Consider the following 20,647-nt stretch of genomic DNA (forward strand, 5'->3'; position numbering starts at 1 on the left):
ACCGGCTTGCTTGTGAAATCACATACAACGGCTTAAGCGGCTTACCGGGTTATATTTACGGCTTAAGGGAACGGGTGTGAAATCCTAAGAGATCCGGTTTGCGGCATACACAGTTCCGTTGACTGTTTACCGGGTTGCCTGTGAAATCATACGCAATTGCTCAGGCGGCTAACCGGGTTTTGTTTGCGGCGTAAGGGAATGGGTACGCGGCCTAAGGGATTTCGTTTGCGGCATACACAGTTCCGTTGACCGTTTACCCCCTAGCTTGTGAAATCACACGCAACTGCTTAAGCAACTAACCGGGTTGTGTTTACGGCTTAGGGTAATGGATATGAAATCGTGGGGGATCCTGTTTGCAACATACGCAGTTCCGTTGACCGCTTACCGGGTTGCTTGTGAAATCACAAGCAATTGCTTAAGCAACTAACCGGGTTGTGTTTACGGCTTAGGGTAATGGATATGAAATCGTAGGGGATCCTGTTTGCTGCATACGCAATTACCTATGCAGCAAACGTAACCTGGTTCAGTGTAAACACAATCCCTTAAATGGCAAAAACCTGCCCCGGGTTACCCGGTCAGAAATACGATATGCCAGTACCTTGACAAAGGTAGGCGTATCTTTTCCGGGAGGCTACCCGTCCTGAACTTGCCGGGAAGCCGGCAGTGATACCGTCTGTTTGACAGTTATGTTCCTACCGGTATCGTACCGGGAGAAATGCTTTTGGTTGTAACCCCGTGGTTTTACCGAATGCGGACAGCGAAGCCAGAGATATTAGGGCGTACTTCCCTGCCGGATAAAACACCTGTAAAGAGCTGTTTGCAAATACAAATTTCAATAATCTCAAAGAGCATGAATATACCCGAATAAAACCGACATGATGGAAACAATCTTTAAAGCACAAACACGCATGATTGTTTTACTCGTCGGATCTTCCAGACGGTAAGATGGAGGTCCCATCCCTCAATGCTTCGGAACAGGCAGTGACCGTTGAATAAGCAATAGAAAAAACACATAAAAATTAAATTATTTTAAGCGGACACCAGGGGGTAATTTATTAAGTTAAAGGTTTAATATTAATTGAAATAAAAAAATGTCATATACTAATAAGTTAAAGTTTTAATGTATATATTGATAATTAATTTATTGTAAATCAAATTATTAACATTATTGTTTGAATCTGGGAAATAGGCAGGGAGCAGCAGGATAAGGCTTTTAGTACCCCAAATAATAGACACCCGGATGTAACATTTTGCTTTTTCAGTCTTCTATAGTAGAAAAGCCCGTTCTTCATGAAAAAAGCAATATATCTACTGTCCATAATTTTATCACTTACAGCCTGTACAAAAAATCCCGATTATAACCTCGCCTTACATCATGTGGATGTATTTGACAGCAGGAACAAAGAAACATATAAGGATCAAACAATATTGATCGGGGGGACACCATAGCAAAAATACAGCATGCTTCCCTGGAATTCGATGCCGACACTATTATAGAAGGAAAAGGCAGGCTGGTCGTACCGGGGTTTATTGACACGCATGTACATTTACATCAGTTGTATGATATATGGAATGGTGTCGCTCCCGAATTTATTGATAACAGTTATCGAAGACGATTATCCGAAACCTACCTGCACTATGGCATTACCACTATAGTAGATATGGGTTTGCCTGAAAAATGGATAGAAACCACACTAAACTGGCAGAAAAACCCATCCGCGGAATATCCCAATATCATTATCAATGGTTCTTCGCTTATTTCCGATGAAGAGAGGGAGCCCGCCCAGCATCATGTGGAAATACCGAATCCGGAAGCAGGAAGAAAGAAGGTCCGGGAATATGTCGAATCGGGTATAACGCATATTAAACTGTATTCCAGGTTACGAGCCCCGGAAATGAAAGCCATTATTAACGAAGCCCAAAAACGTGGCATTGTTATGAATGCACATGTAGATAACAATATTGTTACCATTCCACAGGCTATCGATTACGGAGTTCGTAATTTCGAACACTTTTTTACTGTTCTGCCCAGTGTATTGGTGTATGACGAGCACCTGGATAAGATAAATGAAAAATACGGCCTGAAGGGCGTTCATAATATCGACGAATTGGTAGGATGGTGGATCTTTTGCTTTGCTTATATCGGGGAGAACCCGGACCTGGATACACGGTTACACACTTTGTTTGACAGGATGGCGGAAGAAAAAATCACGATATCTACAACTATACAGGCCCTTGCCGCTGTTGCTGGGAAAAGTGACCTCTTCTCTTCCTTCAATCATTATCCTTTGCGAAATTCACCTTATTTACCTGCATATTCAGCAGCGCAAAAAAGAAAATTACAAAGTGCTTACGAAACTGCCATGCATTATTTGAAAACGGCTTATGATAAAGGAGTGAAGATCAGGATCGGTACGGATAACAGGGAAGGAGGGAAGGCTTTTCTTTCTGAATTGGCCCTGCTTCATGAAGCAGGATTTGCTACGGAAGACATATTGCAGATAGCAACCCTTAATGGAGCGGAAGCTATGAAAATAGAAAGCCGGTATGGGAGTATTGAAACCGGAAAACAGGCAGACCTGGTACTCTTTCATAATAATCCGCTGAAGGATCATCGCAATTTCCAGGGCCGGAAAACGATAATAAAGGGAGGGAAGATATTCGTTCCGCAAAAAGGCAGGAAGGCCGAGGTATTGGATACTATTCATAAGAAAGGTATCAGTGCTGCGATACATGGGTTCAGCACTCTGGAAGAAAGCCCGTTAAAAGAAGATGAATGGAGTGAAGTGGCTTATCAATTATTTCTGTCAGGGGAAATTGATGATGCAATCACCTTAATTAAATTCTATATAAAAACCTCACCGGACTCCGGAGAGGAATACGATCGGCTTCGAAGATCAAATATTAATTTTCTTGGATATACATTACTATTCGAAGGGAAGACAAAAGATGCCCTTAAAATCTTTCAATGCAATGCAGAACTGTATCCCGAGTACTGGAATGTATACGACAGCCTCGGAGAAGCCTATCTAGCTGCCGGAAATGAAGAAATGGCTATCCTGAACTATAAGAAATCCGTGGAACTAAACCCGGAAAATAACAATGCAATTGCCGTATTGAAGGAGCTCAAAGCAAAATAAGTGTTACAAAAAACCGAAAAAATTTGCGTAGATAAATAGCTACATATATATTTGTAGTCAAATAACTACGTAATGAATTTAAGAAGGGATGTATTTCAGGCCATTGCGGACCCCACAAGAAGGGCCATACTTTTTCTCGTGGCCACCCAATCCATGACGGCGGGTACCATAGCTTCAAACTTCGATACTGCCAGACCTACCGTATCCAGGCACCTGAAAATACTTACCGAATGCGATTTACTCAAACAGGAGCAAACCGGCAGGGAAGTTTATTACCATCTCAATCCGGAGAAAATGAAAGAAATAGCCGACTTTGTAGAACCTTTTCGTAAATTATGGGATAACAGGTTCAATAAACTCGAATCCATTATGAAAAACTATCAATCCCAAAGCTAAAACCTCATGGAACGAAAGACCAAAGTCCATGCCGAAGAAGGCAAACAGGAATTGCAGATAACCAGGGAATTTGATCTGCCGCTGGAATTGCTTTTCAAAGCGTATGTTGAGCCACATATCGTTGAACAGTGGATGGGGACGAAAGTGCTGAAACTGGAATGCAAAAGGCATGGCAGCTACCAATTTGAAACCACCGATCCTCATGGAAACAAACACGGGTTTAACGGGGTCATTCACGAGTTCTCTCCTAACAGCAAGATCACACGGACATTTGAAATGGAGAACACCCCTTTTGCCGTTCAGCTCGAATTCCTGGAATTTGAAAAACTTACGGACACCACCAGTAAACTCCACATGCAAATTGTATACAAATCGGTTTCTCTCCGCGACCAGATGTTACAGTTACCATTTGCCCAGGGCATAAACATGGCCCATAACCGGTTACAGGACGTTGTAAAACAAGATGTTATGAATTAAAAACAACTTAATAACCCATTAACTCAATAACCTAATAACCAAATAAAAGTTCAGAAAAACTAAACCCAAAACCGAGACCAATTAAAATAGAATATTATGACTAAAAAAAATAAGATCATCTATTGGATCGCCACGGCATGGCTTGCTTTGGGAATGCTGTCCACCGGTATTGTACAATTAATAAAAATGCAGGAAGAAGTAGATATGATGACACGTTTAGGATATCCTGCTTATTTCCTGACCATCCTGGGTTCCTGGAAAATTCTGGGCGTCGTAGCCATACTTATTCCCAGGTCCCCATTATTAAAAGAATGGGCTTACGCGGGATTTTTCTTTGCCATGTCCGGAGCCGTCTTTTCTCACCTGATCACAGGAAATGCCCCGAAAGATCTTTTCGGGCCACTGTTATTGCTGACGCTGACTGTAGTATCGTGGTATTTCAGGCCTCCGAGCAGAAAACTCTTTGTAGTAAAACCGGTAAATGACCAAATAGCTGACTAAAAAGTACGTTTTGCCACGGCTGCACGAATATTTTTTATAAAGAACTCGTTTAAACTTTTTCCATCCCGATAATTATCGGGATCGGGAGCTGGGTTTAATCCAAAACTGAGATTAATAAAAATGAACTCAAAAGTTGATGACTATATCATTAAAGCCAAAAAGTGGCAAAAGGAATTTGAGGTGTTGCGCAAAATTATTCTGGACTGTCAACTGACCGAAGAATTCAAATGGCGTAATCCGTGTTATACCTTTCAAAAAAGCAACATAGTCCTGATCCATGGATTTAAAGAATACTGCGCGGTCTTGTTTTTTAAAGGCGCCTTGTTAAAAGACGCTCATGGCATTCTGGTTCAACAAACAGAAAATGTGCAGTCGGCCAGGCAACTTCGGTTTACCAGGGTCGGGGAAATAGTGGAAATGGAAGCCATTCTCAAAACCTATATCTACGAAGCCATAGAAGCGGAGAAGGCCGGTTTGAAAGTGGACCTTAAAAAAACCTCGGAATTCCCGATTCCCGAAGAATTTCAAAAGAAACTGGAGGAGAGCCCTGTCCTGAAAACCGCCTTCAAAGCTTTGACACCGGGACGGCAAAGAGGCTACCTGCTTTATTTTTCGGCTCCCAAACAATCCCGTACCCGGGAGTCAAGAATAGAAAAATATACGGGGCGGATTCTCAATGGAAAAGGATTAAACGATCGATAAAATCAATAAGAAAATAAATGGTATCCCGATGAAGGGAAAGCCATTTCTACGTATTAAGAGAGAGCAGAATGAATCCGAAAGTAGATAACTATATCACTGAAGGTTGCGGACGTTGTCCCCTGGGAGGAACACCCGGTTGTAAAGTTCATAACTGGACTAAAGAACTGGAACGGTTGAGAACGATTGTTCTTGATTGCGGGCTGACGGAAGAGTTGAAGTGGGGTGTTCCCTGTTACACATTCCAGGGAAAAAACATCGTAATAACAGGGGCATTTAAAGAATATTGCGCGTTGAGCTTTTTCAAAGGGGCTTTATTAAATGATGTCAATGGCATCCTGGTGAAACCCGGGGAAAATACGCAGTCGGGGAGGATCATTCCGTTTACCGGGATACGGGAAATTGTGGAAACGGAAGCCGTGCTGAAAACCTATATTTACGAAGCTATCGAAGTAGAGAAAACGGGACTGAAGGTAGATTTTAATAAAGATCCGGAACCTGTACCTGAAGAATTGCAACATAAATTTGATGAGCTCCCCGCCCTGAAAACAGCCTTCTATGCGTTGACACCGGGACGGCAAAGGGGATATATCCTTCATTTTTCCGGCGCCAAACAATCCGCGACCCGGGAATCCAGGATAGAAAAATGCATCCCTAAAATCCTCACCGGAAAGGGATTTCACGACCGTTAAATTTGATAAAGAGACCAAACGACTACGAATAAAATTCATAGGTTTGTAATAATTGAGACCAATAAATCATGATAAAAGAGAAAATTAAGACAGGCCTGCTATCCTTCGGTATGTCAGGGAAGATTTTTCACGCTCCGTTCGTTGAAGAGCACACCGGGTTCGACCTTACGGCTGTAGTGGAGAGATCCGAAAAGAAAGCGCACAAGACATACCCGGGTATTATAAGTTATTCTTCGGTTGATGATCTGTTGAATGACGATGAGATTGAATTGGTAGTAGTTAATACCCCGAACAATACACATTATGAATTTGCACTCAAAGCTTTACAACAGAAAAAGCATGTGCTGGTAGAAAAACCGTTTACCGTGACCTCTGGAGAAGCGGAACACCTGTTCCGGGAAGCCGCTAAAAACGATTGTCATGTACTCCCTTATCACAATCGTCGTTTTGACAGTGATTTTTTATCGGTAAAAGAAGTACTGGAAAGCGGAAAACTGGGAAAACCGGTAGAAGTTTACTTTCGTTTTGAACGGTATAAATACACTATCGGCGAAAAGCGTTTTAAAGAAGAAACCGTACCCGGAAGCGGATTGCAGTATGACCTGGGCTCTCATCTCCTGGACGGTGTCATCTCCTTGTTCGGAATTCCGGAACAGTGGCATAAAACCCTTGCCAAAAACAGGCCGGGAACGCAGGTAGATGATTATGTCCACATTCACCTGGAATATCCCGAAGGATTACAGGTATTTGTCACTACCAGTTTACTCGTATTAAGCCAACAACCCGCTTTTGTCCTTAACGGCTCCAGGGGAACTTATACCAAATGGCGTACAGATGTGCAGGAGAAACAGTTACTGGAAGGCATATTTCCCGGCGATAGCGGATTCGGAACGGAAGACAAGGGCAGGGAAGGGGAACTTACCTGGCTGGATGACAATGATGTGAAACACACGGAAAAAGTGCTTTCCGCGCCCGCTTCTTATTCCGGTATCTTTGAAGCGGCTTATCAAACGATAAGGAACAACAAACCGTACCCGGTCACCAAAGCGCAGATCATAGCCCAGTTAAAGATATTGGAGGAGTAGCTAATTGTCTTAAATACTTTATAATCAAATAAAGTACTGTGAATCGCTTTCGAATTTGTACTTTTAGACATACTTCACAGGAAAGTGGGTGTATGTAAAAAAGAGAAAGATGGCAGATAAAAATGATTTGAATTTCACCTACACCACCATAGACAAAATATTCCGTTTGAGTATGGGCGAAACGGGTGATTACAGCGGGGCGAAATACGATGGTAATTTTTCCCTGACGCTCGAAGAAGCACAGAAAGCAAAACATCGCTTTATAGCTGACAGTCTTCATATCGGCAAGGGGAGTAAAGTACTGGACATGGCCTGCGGATGGGGGCCTTTTATAAAATTCATTACCGAAGAAAGAGAAGCGGAAGGTATGGGGCTTACCTTATCTGAAGGACAGGCTGCGGCCTGCCAAAAAAACGGGATGAAGGTATTGGTTCGGGATTGCCGCTATGTCAAACCCGAAGACTACGGAACATTTGACGCCATTACCTGCATCGGAGGCCTTGAACATTTCTGTTCCGTCGAAGAGTGGAAAGCAGGAAAACAGGAACAGGTATACAGGGATTTCTTTAGCACGTTAACCAAACTGTTGCCTGTGGGCGGCAGATTTTACATGCAAACCATGACCTTCAGTAAGAATATGCCCGACTTTGAGACTATCGATATCAACGCCAAAAAAGGCTCGCCTGCTCATGTTATGGCCTTGATGATCAAAGAATTTCCGGGATCCTGGCTTCCTTACGGACCGGAAATGGTCATACAAAATGCCTTACCCGGCTTTAAACTGATCTCAAAAAGCAGTGGGCGGCTGGATTATATAGAAACGATCGGGCAGTGGCGGAAAAGGTTCAGAAAATTCAACCTGGAAAAATACGGCCTTTATCTTTCCTTATTGCCAAAATACATCACGGACAAAGAGTTCAGTCACCAGGTAGACGTATTCAGGATCAGCCCCAACCGTATCTGTTTCGAACAGGAGATCATGGACCATTACAGGCTTGTGTTTGAACGGGTTTGAAACAATGCCGTATCAGGTTAATGAATTATTGAGCTATGGAGTTATTCAGGCAATACTACCGGTAAACTCTGTAACCTGGTAACTCAATAATCCGAACTATAATTTCTGCATGATCAAAGTCCTGCAATAAGTTGTTTTAGTCCGGATTTCTCAACGGATCTGCTTCTAGTCAGTTCATTGTGAATTCATTATAATCCATATTTTTTGTATATTTAGGGAGATGTCTTTAAAACAATGAAAAATGTGAACCCGGTTTTGATTTTCATGACCTCTCTAAACTGAGCACAATGGCAAGTAAAAAGGATAAAATAAGGAAGCTGTTTGAAAACACTAAAATATCCCGGAATAAGAGTTCTGAATATTCCAGTTTAATAAATGCGTTTATTATTCCGTTCCAGGATGATTTCCCGAAGGACTGGGGTGTTGAATATATTTTGCATTTTACTGTAAACGCATGGAATTTAGGGAACCTGAGAGTGATAGTACCCCGGGAGGAATTTGACTATATTATAGCTCTCAAACCGGGAGAGGATGCCGGCGGTATAGATATAGAGCTGTTAAAGAGGATGATTGACTATAAAGTATCGCGTTATAAAGAATACGACCGTTTTATTACCGAATTCAAGTTTTCGGAACCGGATGAGGAAACGAGGCAGTCGGTACTTGTCGTACAGACTGCAGACAGGGATACTTACGCAAACATAAAACAACACGACACGTACGGGCAACCCGAAGATGATGATTTTGCAGAAAATTATATCGACCGTTATGCCGTTGTGATAAAACCGCAACAGCCCTTTCTGGATTGGATCAACAGCTTTATTTCCGAAGGTAAGGTGGAGCAAATCGAAGAGGCTCATATTTATTTGATCGATGACACTATTGAAGACCTGAGCCAATGGCTTAAGAAAAGGTTTGATACATTGTTCGTAATGGAACTGAACTATTGGCATCCTAAAAGGTACTGGCCTAAAAAGCGTACCTATAAGATCTTCCGGCAATGGTTCCGTGTGGATGTTTCCGCCATGATTTACGATATGGAGAGAATACCGATTCTTAAAGAAGGGAAATAGAACATCCGGGATAGTTGACAAACTGTTTTTGCATCACATCATATCATCGCGGTTTAACTGTTCATGCCCTGTCAAATCCTATTGTTTCTCTATAGACCTGGGGAGAGACTTCTGCATTTTTTTTAAAAAATCTGCTGAAGTAGTATTCATCACTGTATCCCAGGTCATAAGCTATTTCTTTTACCGTTTTACGGGTTAAATAGAGCTCTCTTTTAGCTTCAACGATGATCCGGTCCGAAATTAAATCGGTTACGGTTTTTTTATAGTGTTTTTTTGTGATTTTGGCTAAAGCTTTGGGAGTGATTGCCAACATGTCGGCATACTCACTAACAGCGTGCTTTTCTTTGTAATGAGCTTCTATGCAATCTTTCAGGTTTTGCAATACAAAAGGTTCGTCATCTCCTGTTATACTACTTGTTGCTTCGGAATATTGTTCCGATTTTAACCTGGAGAGCATGATTAAAAAGATTTTTAAATAAGACACCAGTAATTCATATTGCGCGAATCCTTTTGTCCGGATGCCTTCCGTCATTTGTTCTACCAATATTTTAAGTGTTGGTCTTGGGGTTTCCGTAAGATATACCGTGGGCGCTCCATATATATTATTGAACAAAATCCCATCGCAGGCTACTTCCTTGTTATGCTTGTAAATACAAAAGAAATCCGGGTGAAAATGAACCACAATACCTTTTAAGGGTGTTTCCGATACGATCTTAAACGGTTGATATAAGGAGAAGGAAAGCATGGAATTTTCCGTAAAATCATATTCGGAGACATCGGCCTGTATTTTTCCCGTTCCGTCGGTTATCCAGACGAGTGTATAGTAATTAAACCGTTGTAATGGTTCAAATATATTGTGTTCAAACGTCATTACCTTAAACGCCAGGTTACCCGTTTTCGGGTCTATAAGTGTATGGTTGCTCTTTTGTAGCATGGAATTGTGCATTAACAAATACAGTAAAAATAATATTTTACGCACGAAGTGATATTTAAAATGCGTTATCCGGATAATATTTTGAATGTTGTTGTTCTTTTTTAAATGATAAACCCGTTTAAACTTTTCCGTTTGCCTGAAAAATTCAAACGGGTCCTGGGCCTGTGGGTGCTCCGTAATCCTGGATCACCAGGTCGTAGTTTTATAAATTAAAGCTTTACATGAATATAAATATTATTTTTATCTTACTATCAATGCCTTATGACTTTAATATCTGGTAGAAGGAAAACCGTGTAGTAAAATCTTTTCAGGCTTGTCCGGGTTCCTGGCCTCGCGGTAGATAATATCTATTTGCCGAATGTTTTTGGATTGAAATGTATGAAATTTTTAATGATCTGTATATCATTACTGTTTATCAAACATAAACTGGGTTATGAGCTTCGTCTGCTTATAATCTTCGCGCTGTGCTTTGAATAGGGAGATCGTTAATACTGGCGTACCGCTTTTGCATCAATCCGTTTTTATCAAATTCCCAAAGCTCGTTACCATAAGCCCTGAACCATTGCCCGTTTATATCCTGGTATTCATATTCAAAACGGACCGCTATGCGATTTTCACGGAAGGCCCAAAGCCCTTTTTTTAACTTATAGTGCTTTTCCTTTTCCCATTTTCCGGTTAAGAACGCAATAATTTCGTTTCTCCCGTAAATGAATTCCGAACGGTTCCTCCATTCGGAGTCCACCGTATAGGCCTGGGCTACCCTAACAGGGTCTTTACTGTTCCATGCATCTTCTGCTAATTGTACTTTTTCTATAGCGGTTTCCAGTGAAAAAGGGGGGATTGGTTTTCTGATTTCCATTATAAATAAATTTTAAAAGTGAACGACGGGGCAGACGTTTCAATAGTATCTGCCCGGAATAATGGTTAAATTACGGCTGATTCGGCTAATTCTACTTCTGGAAAATCAATGGCCACCGCGACCGCATTATTGAAGTAATTCGTAAAAATACTCAGTGCGGTATGGGCTATGATTTCTGCAATTGCAGCGTCCGTATATCCTGCGGTTCTAAGGGCTTGTACCTCTTTATCACTTACATTTCCTTTTTTGGCCAGTAATGTCCGGGCAAAAGTCAATGCGGTCTGAATTTTAGGAATATCCGATTTACCTTCCCTGGCCGCCTAAATGACCAGAGGATCTATCCCCAACAATTTTTTTCCGATAAAACTATGAGCGGCATTACAGTAATTACATCTATTGGCATTGGCAACCGTAAGGGCTATTAATTCACCCAGTTTACCACCCAGCGAACTTTTTCCCAAGGCTTCGTTTAAGGCCAGGTATCCGTCCAACACCACCGGTGAGTTTCCCATAGTCCGCATCATGGCGGGGACCACCCCCAGTTTGGCTTGTATTTCGTCAAACAGTTCTTTTGTTTTTCCTGTGGCCGTTTCCGGTTCCAGAGCTTCGATTCTTTGCATCTTATTCAAATTTTAAAATCCTGGTCATTATTGACAGTACAAAGATTTAAAAAGTATAACCCCCGGAAAATGGACGGACTTCGCCATTGGATGGACAATTTTCCCCGAAGAGAATTTTTTTTAGCCTTATTTGTCCGGAGTAGGTAGGAGGAGAAGGGGGGATGGTAAGATGCACAAAATATCCCGCCTTATGATGCATTTCCCCTTGATAAGAAGACCTGCTCCTTGTTTCTGATAACGATTTTATTTATACTTCCGGAACCCTTAAAGTTATAACGGATCCCTGAAATACTCCGCAGTTTAGTTTTTTCAAGTTTAATGGAATATGCCGGCATATTGTTAATGAATATGGATAATTGCCCGCCAGATGAGGATAGTCTGACAGTAATATCTTCATGCATATCAACTCCGAAATTTGACAAATCGTTAGTCTTTCCGGAAATTAACAGGTCCAGGATTCTTAAATTGATTTCTGAAACACATCCTTTTGGGGCCAGGGGGACAATTATGACCTGACCCTCGCAATAAATTGTTATACTTGAAGCCTGACAGGCCCTTTGTTGACCGTTCTCATCGCTTCCAATTACCATATCAATTGTGAAATCATCCAGATAAAGATCCCGAAAGTCCTTTATATAATATAGTTTTACAGGCTCCTGGTCATTACTGTCCTTATGCAGCCGTTCTTTTAGGATACTGTCGGATATTTCTATTCTGTTGTTGAGCACAATATCGTCTTCATTCAGATAGATAGGATACCCATCACCTTCCAACAGTCCCAGCCATCCATTCGAAGGAATAAGCAGGCCGTGCTCTTTTACTACAATATCGTTGGCCACAAGTTTAGCCATAAAATAACCGGGACTATAGTATACAGATGTAGCTATACTGTCAGAATTCGATACGGAGTGACGTTTAGATTCATCCCAACTCTGTTGTATTTCCAATTTATCCCGGCCCTTGATATATGAAGGAGTACAATATTCAAAAACGACTGAATTCGGTATACCTTTCGTGATTTTTTTACTGGAAAAGCTGAAGTCCGACGGTTCCATCCTTTTTCCCAAAAAAAAGCTTCCGCTTAGCAGCATATAAAGCAGGAAAGAAAAAATCAAAACGGGCAGGGCAACGAAGTAGTGTTTTTTTATTCGGCTCGGATTTAACAGTTTTTCCTTACGCTCCTTTCTTGTTACGAAATTGCGCCAGTCGTCAAATCCGAGATATTGCGCCAGAATGTTTAAAGTGGTGGTGCTGGGAGCCGATTGGTAATGGAGCCTTCCCCAGACCCTTTTCAGCGTATTGGCACTTAATTTCATGCCTGTTCCCTGATAAATATAAACACTTAGTTTTTCGAAATCATAGGAAGACCATCCGCTACTTTCTCCCCAACCGAGCTTATCCTCAATTTTCGTGAGACAATCCTGGAGATCTTGATTTTTCCCGAAATTTTCCAATCGACTCATTTTCTATCGGTTATCAACTTGTACGAACTTGTACAATAATGGTTTTCGGGTTTTATTAATACGGATCCTCAAAATTTTACATTTGCGATAAAGATAAAATTATGAAATCAGGTTTTAAATTGCAAAGTTATTTGATCGGTTGTATACCCGCTCTCTTCTTAATGGGATGCAATACACAAAAGCAGATAATCCCTACCAAGGAGACCATTCGAAACGTCAATCGTGAAGTCTCCTTTACAGGAAAAGTGCTGGAACTGAATGCCGCGGAAGGAGGAGGAATGGCCATATTGGAAAATATTTCCTTTAAAAACGGAACTGTACGGTTAGCGATCAAAGGCGAGAACAATCCTGGTAAAAGCTTTGTAGGCATCGCGTTCAATATTCAGAACGACTCTACCTATGAGGCTATCTATTTCCGTCCCTTTAATTTTGAATCTACGGAGAAGATCAGGCGAGAACATGGAATCCAGTATGTTTTCGAGCCAAACTATTCCTGGAAAACGTTACGGCGTGAAAATAAAGGAGAGTTTGAAGCAGAATTCATCAAACCGCCATCGCCCGATGATTGGTTTACGGTTTCATTGACTATAGAAAAGGATAAGATTATAGTGAGAGATGGTCATACCGGCAAACTGTTAATGCAGGCAAAAAGACTTTCGACTACTTTATCCGACAAGTTCGGGTTTTGGGTGGGAAACAACTCCAAAGGAAGTTTTAAAGATTTAACAATTCAATAGGTATGTAAACAAATGCGGCCGATTTGAGTTCAACAAAAGATATATGAGATTTGAATTAGAATGTACTTGTTTGCGCTAACATCTTTATAATCCCGGTAATTATCGGGATCGAGATGGAAAAAGTTTAAACGGGTTCTCTATTTAAACCTTTTGTATAAAGCTTCGGCGGCCATCCGGTAAGCGGTATTTGCTTCTTGTTGTTTAATCATTTTCAAGGCCTGGTCATTGAGTCCGTTCGGAGTTGTTGCCTCTTTTTTTAATTCGGAAAAATCAAACGGAATACGCTTTCTGGAATAGCAGGTCAGGGATGAAAATAATTCCATAACATATCTATTGGCTACCGAAGCTTCCACATTATGGGATTGTGCCCAATGGCTCAGGGTTTCGGTAAGGTCGTAAAACGGGGCTATTAAACCGGTAAGAGTCCATAATAGTTTCAGTTCCGATTCACTTGCTACGGGAATGGGGGTACCGATATTTTTAAATATACCCGAAATTGTTTCGTCGGGATGGTAAAGCAAGATCGGGCATTCGTGATTTTCCACCGTCGGAAAAGGGACCGCCCTGCTTACTTTTGTGGCCGGGGCAACACTGTTGAGAAGCTCTTCCCGATCGAGAAAAGGCACCAACGAAACCACCCTGTGCCCCTCATGAAAAGACAGGCCCTTAAGTATTTCTTTCGCAAGGACAGGGGGCAGGGCGATAAAAATAACTTCGGAACGGTCTAAAACCGATTGGTTACTATCCATTCTGGTGACGGTATCAAACAGCCCTTCCAGAAACAGCGACTTCTCTTTGTTCCTCGGAGAAATATTTATGTGACTTGTACTATTCGAGGTACACAGCCCCTTAATTACCGAAGTGGCTATATTTCCTATACCGATAAATCCTAAATCCATTTGTTCCAGGTTAATAGATTGTCTAAAAATAAAAATATTTCACTCCAATTGAAAATATCCTTTAAAGGTAATCGCCGGATCACGCCAAAATATTTCCTGTTTCTCTTACGCTTACGGATTTGTGTTTACAAGGAGAATAGGTTGCATGGTCAAATAGACAAAATATCCTGCAGTAATATGGATTTCCGTAAAATTTTTAGAGTTATACTTTTTATATTTGATGGTATTAATCCCAATCATAACAAAAAAAACCTACCTTAACTATGGCAAAAGAAACCTACCTGGATTTACAGACTTTGAGCGAGGAAGAAGCGTACAAAGTAGTAGAACGTTTGAGGGGATTCCCCCGACCCCAATATCCATTCCCGGATATTACGCCCCCCTATTTTCAAAAGCTGCGGGAAGAATCCTTTAAATGGATTGACGAAGACTTCGCCTTTCATTCCGAAGCCGCCAGAGAAAAGCATAAAACACATTACTTTACAGATATTAATGCCAGGGCCATGCCCTTCCTTACCTTTGAGGAGCAGATCCCGATAGGCAGGTTTACAGGCACCTTTGCCATGCTTGATGATTACCTGGGCCGGGCAACAGTAGACGAGATTGATGTGATGCGGGAAAGGATTCGAAATATACTGTTTGATAAAGAAGGAGCAGCGCCACAGGATCACGGGGTATACCACCAGGCCTACCTGATCCGAAAAGAATGTCTTCAACTCGGCATGCCTATACGGCAGTTCCATAAATTTGTCATTGAGATAGATAGCCTGGTCTGTGGTTACCAGAACGAAAAACAATATGTACTGGCCAATACACCGCCGCCATTCGCTGCCTACAGCATTATTCGCGATCTCACGGCAGGAGGTATTCCTTATGCCAAGTATGCCTGCCTGCAAAAAAATTACCGGACGTTGCCCGATAAGGTGTTAGATCATCCTCATATACTGGCCATTCATGCCATAATATCCCGTTTAATAGGATATCACAATGATATTGTCTCCCTGCCTAAAGAGTTGTGTAAGCGAGGAGACGTCGTCAATATTGTGCCTGTTCTGATGCATGAACACAACCTGGACCTGGAAGACGCGTATATGATGGCCATGCAAATACACGACAGTACCCTGGATGATTTTATGACATTGCTGGAAAATCTTCCTGATTTTGGCCCGTGGCAGGAGCTTGCTTATGAATATGTAAAGGATTTCGGTACCATGTTGCAAGGCGTATGGTCGTGGCATACGAGAGGTGATAATAACCGGTATACACTCGGATGGATCGTCGATTCTGAATTTGATAGCAAAAAATGGGAATGGAAAGACAAGGGCAAAGGAGTATGGAATGAACAGGCATGATACGCCGGGTAAATTTTAATACCCTGCCCAGAGCAAGGTCATATTTGCGTATTCTTCGAACTCTAATTTACAAATCAAGAATGAAATTATTTCGACAAACTCACGCATAGCAAAACTATCCCTGAGTATTTATAGTTTTTTAATATCCGATTTAGTAAGCCCGGTAAGTTCCTTTTTTCAGATTTATTAAAAAGTTCTGTAATTTGCTTAAAAAATTGAGTAGGATCAATGAATAAAAAGCAATTAGGATATGGAGGGACTATCCTGCTATTAGTATTATTTGTGATTAAGCCCCTTCTGACAGACATAATTAAAAAATACAGGTATGATAAAGAGATTCGTCCTATCCGGGAGGGAATGATTGAGATAATTAAACGGAAACAGCAGAGTTTCCCGGGGTCCAGGGGAGGGATTTATACCCTTTCTACTTTTCCTGATCCGGAAATATCTTTTATAAACGGCTATCCGGAAATAGAAAATGATTCGGCCCCATATTATGATATCACACTTCAAACCCCGTCGGGATATATGTCTTTTTCAAGAGATACTACTGTTGGACAGGTTGTCGGGGTGTTAGTCGATCATCACGATAATGTGAAGGAGGAAGATAAAAATAGAATCTTTAATATTTATTATAAAGCGGGAACCGCTACAATTGACAAAAAGATAAACCGGTCTATTGATATTATGAGAGTTTATTTGAAAGATTCCTTATACCAAGCTGTATTTGTCGCAAATACTTTTGATAAGGATTCCACAAGCAAATCGAATCGTTTGGCTCAAAAACGATTAAAGCGTATCCGGAAAGCATTAGGAAGAAACAGAAAACAATATTACCAACGAGCTTTTAAGTAAGGTTTGTCGGAGCTACGGTAGGAGCGAAGTGGTAATGTGTATGGAATGAGGTGTTTAACCCTGATTTCTAATGTAATTTCCCGTAAATCCGGACTTTATAAAATTCTGTATATTTGAAGAAAAGAAGAGATTTATGGGCCTGAAATTAAGACACCGCTTACCATAAACGAAAACGATGAAATTTAACTACCTTTTTCTCAGCATCGTATTGCTGAATTTTCATAGCCTCGTCCTCCTAGGTCAGGTTAGTCAACAAAATCCATCAATTCCTTTGAGTTTTGCCCGGCAGGATAGTTTTTATTCAGAGGCCTTAAATGAAAACCGGAAGATGAATATTTATCTTCCTGAAAGTTTCCATGAAGTATCAAATGATCATACATATCCCGTACTTCTACTTCTTGAAGATGAATTCTTTTACATGGTTTCTGGTGTGGTAAAGCATTTGAGTTCCGTGGAAAGGATGCCCGAAACGATAGTGGTCAGCATTTTGAACATGTCATATATCCCCGCTGTCTATACCAATGGAAGTACCTTTTGGCCAACGGAGAAATTAGCAGACCAAAACCCGGATCCTTTTACCAAACACCTGAAAGAAGAACTTTTTCCCTATCTCAAATCAAAATACCGCGCTAACGATTTTAGACTCATCATGGGGCTTTCTTTTACCTCCATTTATGTTCATCACACTTTTGTAAAGGAACCGGGATTGTTTGACGCTCACATTGCCATTGCTTCCGGAGATATTTTAGGTATGGGCTATACGAAAGGGGAACGTTTTATTGATTTGATTGCTGATGAAGTGAAGAATTATCCCGGCAGAAAAAACTACCTGTATGTAACCTCTGCAGATGGTGATGGCGGAGGAAACTCCCCCGAAATCGGAGAGAACCTTATCGAACTGGACAGCATTCTTTCACCCCTTGAATCGGAAAATTTTAAATATATCTCAAAACTATTTCCCGATGAGGGACACTACGATGTGGCACTTCCGGCATTGATCGAAGCTTTAGGTATGGTTTTTCCAAAAAAAGAATGGTTTGCCAGGTATCGAAACATCGTAAACAAACCGGGAAATGCCATGCATAATATGGATAAATACTATGAACGGCTATCAAAAAAATATGGCTTCCAGATTTTACCAAGAGCAGAACGATGGAATAGTGGAAATAGGCTAAGCTTGATTGGTCCTTACCTGATAAAACAAGAAAGGGTAGCGGAGGGTATAGAAATTTTAGAAAGATGCGTTGAACTACGGCCCAACTCCCCCCATTTTTTTTATGAACTTGCAAAAGCATACGAGAACGATAATCAGATAGAAAAAGCTATGGTGACATTGTCCAAAGCCTACGAGCTTTCCCGTCAACTGGAATTACCGAGTTCGGAACAATACTTGAATCACCTGGAAAAACTAAAAAAGAATGTTTACAAACAATAAGCTCCATGAGCAAACATGGGTATTGGTTACTTTTAGCCGATAAAAGTTATTTATCTGAACTACAATTACTTGCGCGGCACCTGCCCTTAGCCTTTCGACAAGCTAAGGATAAACTAAAGCCGAAGGGTGACTTTGCTTTACTCACACTCTTATTGTTTGAATAAAGCGGAGTTCGTGAAACCTAACGCAGTGGTTCAGCACAGCTAATCTCCTATCGTCGATTTGAGAAAAAAGCATCCTGCCTTTTATGATCTTCTGAAAAGTTTTCCTTTCTGAACTTCCTTAAAAATGTAATGGAACACTCCCTGCCTGCCGGCAGGCAGGTTTGCCGGGAGTGGTAGTAGGAGGGGAGGACAATGTGTGTGGAATGGGTTGTTCAGCCTAAATTTCCATGTAGTTTCCATAATTTATAGCCTTTTGAAATTCTGTATATTTGGTAGTTCTTTAGTTATGAAGGATAATGCCCTATAGAATATCCTATTAAATATATACAACAGAAATATGATGGCGAATAGTGGTATAGAGATATATCAAAGTAAAGATGGAGAAACTCAAATTGAAGTTAGGTTTGAAGAAGAAACAGTAGGCTCAACCGTCATCAGCTTGCTTTTTTATTTGATAGGGATATTAAGACCATTGGCAAGCATATCAATAATACATATAAGGAGGGTGAGTTGAACAAAAAAGCAACTGTCGCAAAATTTGCGACAGTTCAAAATGAGGGAGGGAGAAAGGTGGAGAGGCAAATTGAACATTATAATCTTGATGTTATTATATCTGTTGGTTATAGAGTAAAGTCCCAAAGAGGCACCCAATTTCGCCAATGGGCTACACAACGCTTAAGGGACTATCTCGTAAAAGGCTATGCGATAAATAAAAATCGTCTTAAAGTAACTCAGCAACAACTCGTAGAGCTTAAACAAACCGTTAAACTGCTCGAAAATGTAGCAAATCAAAAAACATTGACCAATGATGAAGTAACCGGACTGCTTAAGGTCATTACGGATTATACCTATGCATTAGATGTTTTAGATAAGTATGACCATGAAAAGCTGACAGTTGAGCAAATCAGTGAGGATGAAGTTTTTCAAATAACCTATAAAGAAGGTATCAAAGCTATTAAAGGCCTGAAACAGAAATTTGGAGGTAGCAATTTGTTCGGACATGAAAAGGACAATTCGTTCAAAAGTTCACTAACCACATGGGGCAAATACAGCTCGATTTGGGTAAATTACAAGACAAAGGTATTTGAACTATACGGCTAAGAAATTTTACAACCAGGAGCATGCGGCAGGGAAAATTTTTAGCGGTTACGGACAGGCTGGCCAAAACTTCCTTAAAAACTTTTCTCAGCCAAAATATTCGATATGGCGTAATTATCAAGCAACAGCCAAAACGTTCTTGCTTTTTTAGCGCTGCCCAGGCGGCTGGGAATTACTCACATTGTTTTTATTTGTTTTTTATAGGAGTTCGTGAATGCTTCGCATTTGTGTGTGAAAATAAATGCCAAAGCATTTAATTTTTACAAAGCAATAAGCACGTCGGCAAAGCGGCAATTTTATGCTTCGGCTGCGCTCAGCACAGGCGCCACGGCAAATTATAGTTAAAATACCGGCCGTCCTTAAAAAGCCTTCAGGAAAGCCCGATCTTTATATTTTACATAATATCATTATAGGGCAAATACAGCCGATTTGATTTAAATTAAAGATACAGGTATTTGAACTATAATGTACTTGCGTTATGTAACTTTGTTTTGGGGGAAAAGCATCCTGCCTTTTATAATCTTCTGAAAAGTTTTTCTGCTTAACATCCTTTACCCAACGAATGGAATACTCTTTGCCCGGAGCGACGGTAGGAGAGTAGGGGAATGTGTATGGAATGGGTGATATAGACTAAATATTCTATCATAAATGTGGTTTTCCGTAAAATCTATTATAACGTTCATTCTATTTTTGAAAGCATTAATCAAAATTATCTTAGAATGAATATCAAAGCCATTAAACCAGGGCCTAAGCCCAAGAAAGAGGATGGTACTCCTGACAGAAGGAGAAGAGTTACACCACCTAACAAACCAAAACACCCTAAATTAAAGCCTCATAAGCATAAGCCTGGTGATTAGATTGTAATTCAAAAAACTGTGTGAAGTCAGATTTGGGCGGGTTTTAAAACCCGCTCTTTACAATTTTTAATACCTCATTTAGTACATAGGGAGATTATGGGACAAAAGTCTATAACTTGCTATTTTTCATGATGTTAATATCCCTGTTGAAAAGTATTCCTATAGATGTGTTTTATACCAAAAATCAAATGCTAAATTTATAATCCCTCGAAACTAATTACCCTTCCCCCAAACTATTTGAATTGTTAAGAAGAACTTGCTTTAGATAACTTGTCCTGTAAAGTATGTAAAACAAG

At 40.7% G+C, this 20,647-nt stretch carries 21 protein-coding genes; 15 read left to right on the forward strand and 6 right to left on the reverse strand.

Going from position 1 to position 20,647, the window contains the following annotated elements; translation table 11 throughout:
* Positions 1 to 1,290 precede the first annotated feature (1,290 nt).
* From ACVBDY_RS07205 to ACVBDY_RS07250, 10 genes are all read left to right on the forward strand, one after another.
* A complete protein-coding gene (locus tag ACVBDY_RS07205; RefSeq protein ID WP_447174791.1) occupies positions 1,291 to 1,449 on the forward strand; it encodes a hypothetical protein in 159 nt (52 codons plus the stop codon).
* Positions 1,450 to 1,511: 62 nt separating this feature from the next.
* Entirely contained in the window at positions 1,512 to 3,140 is a 1,629-nt protein-coding gene (locus ACVBDY_RS07210) for an amidohydrolase family protein (RefSeq protein WP_447174826.1), read from the forward strand.
* A gap of 72 nt (positions 3,141 to 3,212) precedes the next feature.
* A complete protein-coding gene (locus ACVBDY_RS07215; protein WP_447174792.1) occupies positions 3,213 to 3,536 on the forward strand; it encodes an ArsR/SmtB family transcription factor in 324 nt (107 codons plus the stop codon).
* 6 nt (positions 3,537 to 3,542) lie between these two features.
* A complete protein-coding gene (locus ACVBDY_RS07220) occupies positions 3,543 to 4,013 on the forward strand; it encodes an SRPBCC domain-containing protein (RefSeq protein ID WP_447174793.1) in 471 nt (156 codons plus the stop codon).
* Between the two features lie 96 nt (positions 4,014 to 4,109).
* The gene (locus tag ACVBDY_RS07225) at positions 4,110 to 4,514 is read left to right on the forward strand and encodes a DoxX family protein (protein WP_447174794.1); all 405 of its coding nucleotides are present in this window, start codon (positions 4,110 to 4,112) and stop codon (positions 4,512 to 4,514) included.
* 120 nt (positions 4,515 to 4,634) lie between these two features.
* Positions 4,635 to 5,216 carry a YdeI/OmpD-associated family protein gene (locus ACVBDY_RS07230; protein WP_447174795.1) on the forward strand — a complete coding sequence of 194 codons (582 nt, stop codon included), beginning with the start codon at positions 4,635 to 4,637 and terminating at the stop codon, positions 5,214 to 5,216.
* A 68-nt stretch (positions 5,217 to 5,284) separates the two neighbouring features.
* Positions 5,285 to 5,905 carry a YdeI/OmpD-associated family protein gene (locus ACVBDY_RS07235; RefSeq protein ID WP_447174796.1) on the forward strand — a complete coding sequence of 207 codons (621 nt, stop codon included), beginning with the start codon at positions 5,285 to 5,287 and terminating at the stop codon, positions 5,903 to 5,905.
* A gap of 68 nt (positions 5,906 to 5,973) precedes the next feature.
* A complete protein-coding gene (locus ACVBDY_RS07240) occupies positions 5,974 to 6,990 on the forward strand; it encodes a Gfo/Idh/MocA family oxidoreductase (RefSeq protein ID WP_447174797.1) in 1,017 nt (338 codons plus the stop codon).
* A gap of 109 nt (positions 6,991 to 7,099) precedes the next feature.
* On the forward strand, positions 7,100 to 8,005 hold the full coding sequence (locus tag ACVBDY_RS07245) for a class I SAM-dependent methyltransferase (protein WP_447174798.1): 906 nt from the start codon (positions 7,100 to 7,102) through the stop codon (positions 8,003 to 8,005).
* Positions 8,006 to 8,292: 287 nt separating this feature from the next.
* Positions 8,293 to 9,078: a hypothetical protein gene (locus ACVBDY_RS07250; protein WP_447174799.1), complete on the forward strand. Its 786-nt coding sequence runs from the start codon at positions 8,293 to 8,295 to the stop codon at positions 9,076 to 9,078.
* Between the two features lie 61 nt (positions 9,079 to 9,139).
* Here the strand turns inward: ACVBDY_RS07250 and ACVBDY_RS07255 are convergent, their stop codons facing one another.
* From ACVBDY_RS07255 to ACVBDY_RS07275, 5 genes are all read right to left on the reverse strand, one after another.
* Positions 9,140 to 10,057 (reverse strand): helix-turn-helix domain-containing protein, encoded by a 918-nt coding sequence (locus ACVBDY_RS07255; RefSeq protein WP_447174800.1) that lies wholly within the window; start codon positions 10,055 to 10,057, stop codon positions 9,140 to 9,142.
* Positions 10,058 to 10,460: 403 nt separating this feature from the next.
* The gene (locus tag ACVBDY_RS07260; protein ID WP_447174801.1) at positions 10,461 to 10,871 is read right to left on the reverse strand and encodes a DUF1348 family protein; all 411 of its coding nucleotides are present in this window, start codon (positions 10,869 to 10,871) and stop codon (positions 10,461 to 10,463) included.
* A gap of 65 nt (positions 10,872 to 10,936) precedes the next feature.
* Positions 10,937 to 11,146, reverse strand: coding sequence for a carboxymuconolactone decarboxylase family protein (locus tag ACVBDY_RS07265; protein WP_447174802.1), 210 nt, complete (start codon positions 11,144 to 11,146; stop codon positions 10,937 to 10,939).
* A gap of 45 nt (positions 11,147 to 11,191) precedes the next feature.
* Positions 11,192 to 11,491, reverse strand: a complete 300-nt coding sequence (locus ACVBDY_RS07270) for a carboxymuconolactone decarboxylase family protein (protein WP_447174803.1) — start codon at positions 11,489 to 11,491, stop codon at positions 11,192 to 11,194.
* 188 nt (positions 11,492 to 11,679) lie between these two features.
* The gene (locus tag ACVBDY_RS07275) at positions 11,680 to 12,954 is read right to left on the reverse strand and encodes a hypothetical protein (protein WP_447174804.1); all 1,275 of its coding nucleotides are present in this window, start codon (positions 12,952 to 12,954) and stop codon (positions 11,680 to 11,682) included.
* A 101-nt stretch (positions 12,955 to 13,055) separates the two neighbouring features.
* On the opposite strand from ACVBDY_RS07275, the gene ACVBDY_RS07280 reads away from it, so the two are divergent.
* Entirely contained in the window at positions 13,056 to 13,691 is a 636-nt protein-coding gene (locus ACVBDY_RS07280) for a hypothetical protein (protein ID WP_447174805.1), read from the forward strand.
* 137 nt (positions 13,692 to 13,828) lie between these two features.
* Here ACVBDY_RS07280 and ACVBDY_RS07285 read toward each other — a convergent pair whose 3' ends face one another.
* Positions 13,829 to 14,590: an NAD(P)-binding domain-containing protein gene (locus ACVBDY_RS07285; RefSeq protein ID WP_447174806.1), complete on the reverse strand. Its 762-nt coding sequence runs from the start codon at positions 14,588 to 14,590 to the stop codon at positions 13,829 to 13,831.
* A gap of 263 nt (positions 14,591 to 14,853) precedes the next feature.
* Between ACVBDY_RS07285 and ACVBDY_RS07290 the strand changes: the two genes are divergently transcribed.
* From ACVBDY_RS07290 to rhuM, 4 genes are all read left to right on the forward strand, one after another.
* Entirely contained in the window at positions 14,854 to 15,942 is a 1,089-nt protein-coding gene (locus tag ACVBDY_RS07290) for a terpene synthase family protein (protein WP_447174807.1), read from the forward strand.
* 228 nt (positions 15,943 to 16,170) lie between these two features.
* Entirely contained in the window at positions 16,171 to 16,797 is a 627-nt protein-coding gene (locus ACVBDY_RS07295) for a hypothetical protein (RefSeq protein WP_447174808.1), read from the forward strand.
* A gap of 175 nt (positions 16,798 to 16,972) precedes the next feature.
* Positions 16,973 to 18,232, forward strand: coding sequence for an alpha/beta hydrolase (locus ACVBDY_RS07300; protein WP_447174809.1), 1,260 nt, complete (start codon positions 16,973 to 16,975; stop codon positions 18,230 to 18,232).
* 674 nt (positions 18,233 to 18,906) lie between these two features.
* A complete protein-coding gene (gene rhuM / locus ACVBDY_RS07305; RefSeq protein ID WP_447174810.1) occupies positions 18,907 to 19,497 on the forward strand; it encodes a RhuM family protein in 591 nt (196 codons plus the stop codon).
* Positions 19,498 to 20,647: the final 1,150 nt, after the last annotated feature.

The organism is Sinomicrobium halophytocola (genome assembly GCF_052983395.1).

Coding starts and splice junctions, on each gene's coding strand:
- ACVBDY_RS07205 (WP_447174791.1), top strand. CDS start 1,291: ATGAAAAAAGCAATATATCTACTGTCCATAATTTTATCACTTACAGCC.
- ACVBDY_RS07215 (WP_447174792.1), top strand. CDS start 3,213: ATGAATTTAAGAAGGGATGTATTTCAGGCCATTGCGGACCCCACAAGA.
- ACVBDY_RS07220 (WP_447174793.1), top strand. CDS start 3,543: ATGGAACGAAAGACCAAAGTCCATGCCGAAGAAGGCAAACAGGAATTG.
- ACVBDY_RS07225 (WP_447174794.1), top strand. CDS start 4,110: ATGACTAAAAAAAATAAGATCATCTATTGGATCGCCACGGCATGGCTT.
- ACVBDY_RS07230 (WP_447174795.1), top strand. CDS start 4,635: ATGAACTCAAAAGTTGATGACTATATCATTAAAGCCAAAAAGTGGCAA.
- ACVBDY_RS07235 (WP_447174796.1), top strand. CDS start 5,285: ATGAATCCGAAAGTAGATAACTATATCACTGAAGGTTGCGGACGTTGT.
- ACVBDY_RS07240 (WP_447174797.1), top strand. CDS start 5,974: ATGATAAAAGAGAAAATTAAGACAGGCCTGCTATCCTTCGGTATGTCA.
- ACVBDY_RS07245 (WP_447174798.1), top strand. CDS start 7,100: ATGGCAGATAAAAATGATTTGAATTTCACCTACACCACCATAGACAAA.
- ACVBDY_RS07250 (WP_447174799.1), top strand. CDS start 8,293: ATGGCAAGTAAAAAGGATAAAATAAGGAAGCTGTTTGAAAACACTAAA.
- ACVBDY_RS07260 (WP_447174801.1), bottom strand. CDS start 10,871: ATGGAAATCAGAAAACCAATCCCCCCTTTTTCACTGGAAACCGCTATA.
- ACVBDY_RS07270 (WP_447174803.1), bottom strand. CDS start 11,491: ATGCAAAGAATCGAAGCTCTGGAACCGGAAACGGCCACAGGAAAAACA.
- ACVBDY_RS07275 (WP_447174804.1), bottom strand. CDS start 12,954: ATGAGTCGATTGGAAAATTTCGGGAAAAATCAAGATCTCCAGGATTGT.
- ACVBDY_RS07280 (WP_447174805.1), top strand. CDS start 13,056: ATGAAATCAGGTTTTAAATTGCAAAGTTATTTGATCGGTTGTATACCC.
- ACVBDY_RS07285 (WP_447174806.1), bottom strand. CDS start 14,590: ATGGATTTAGGATTTATCGGTATAGGAAATATAGCCACTTCGGTAATT.
- ACVBDY_RS07290 (WP_447174807.1), top strand. CDS start 14,854: ATGGCAAAAGAAACCTACCTGGATTTACAGACTTTGAGCGAGGAAGAA.
- ACVBDY_RS07295 (WP_447174808.1), top strand. CDS start 16,171: ATGAATAAAAAGCAATTAGGATATGGAGGGACTATCCTGCTATTAGTA.
- ACVBDY_RS07300 (WP_447174809.1), top strand. CDS start 16,973: ATGAAATTTAACTACCTTTTTCTCAGCATCGTATTGCTGAATTTTCAT.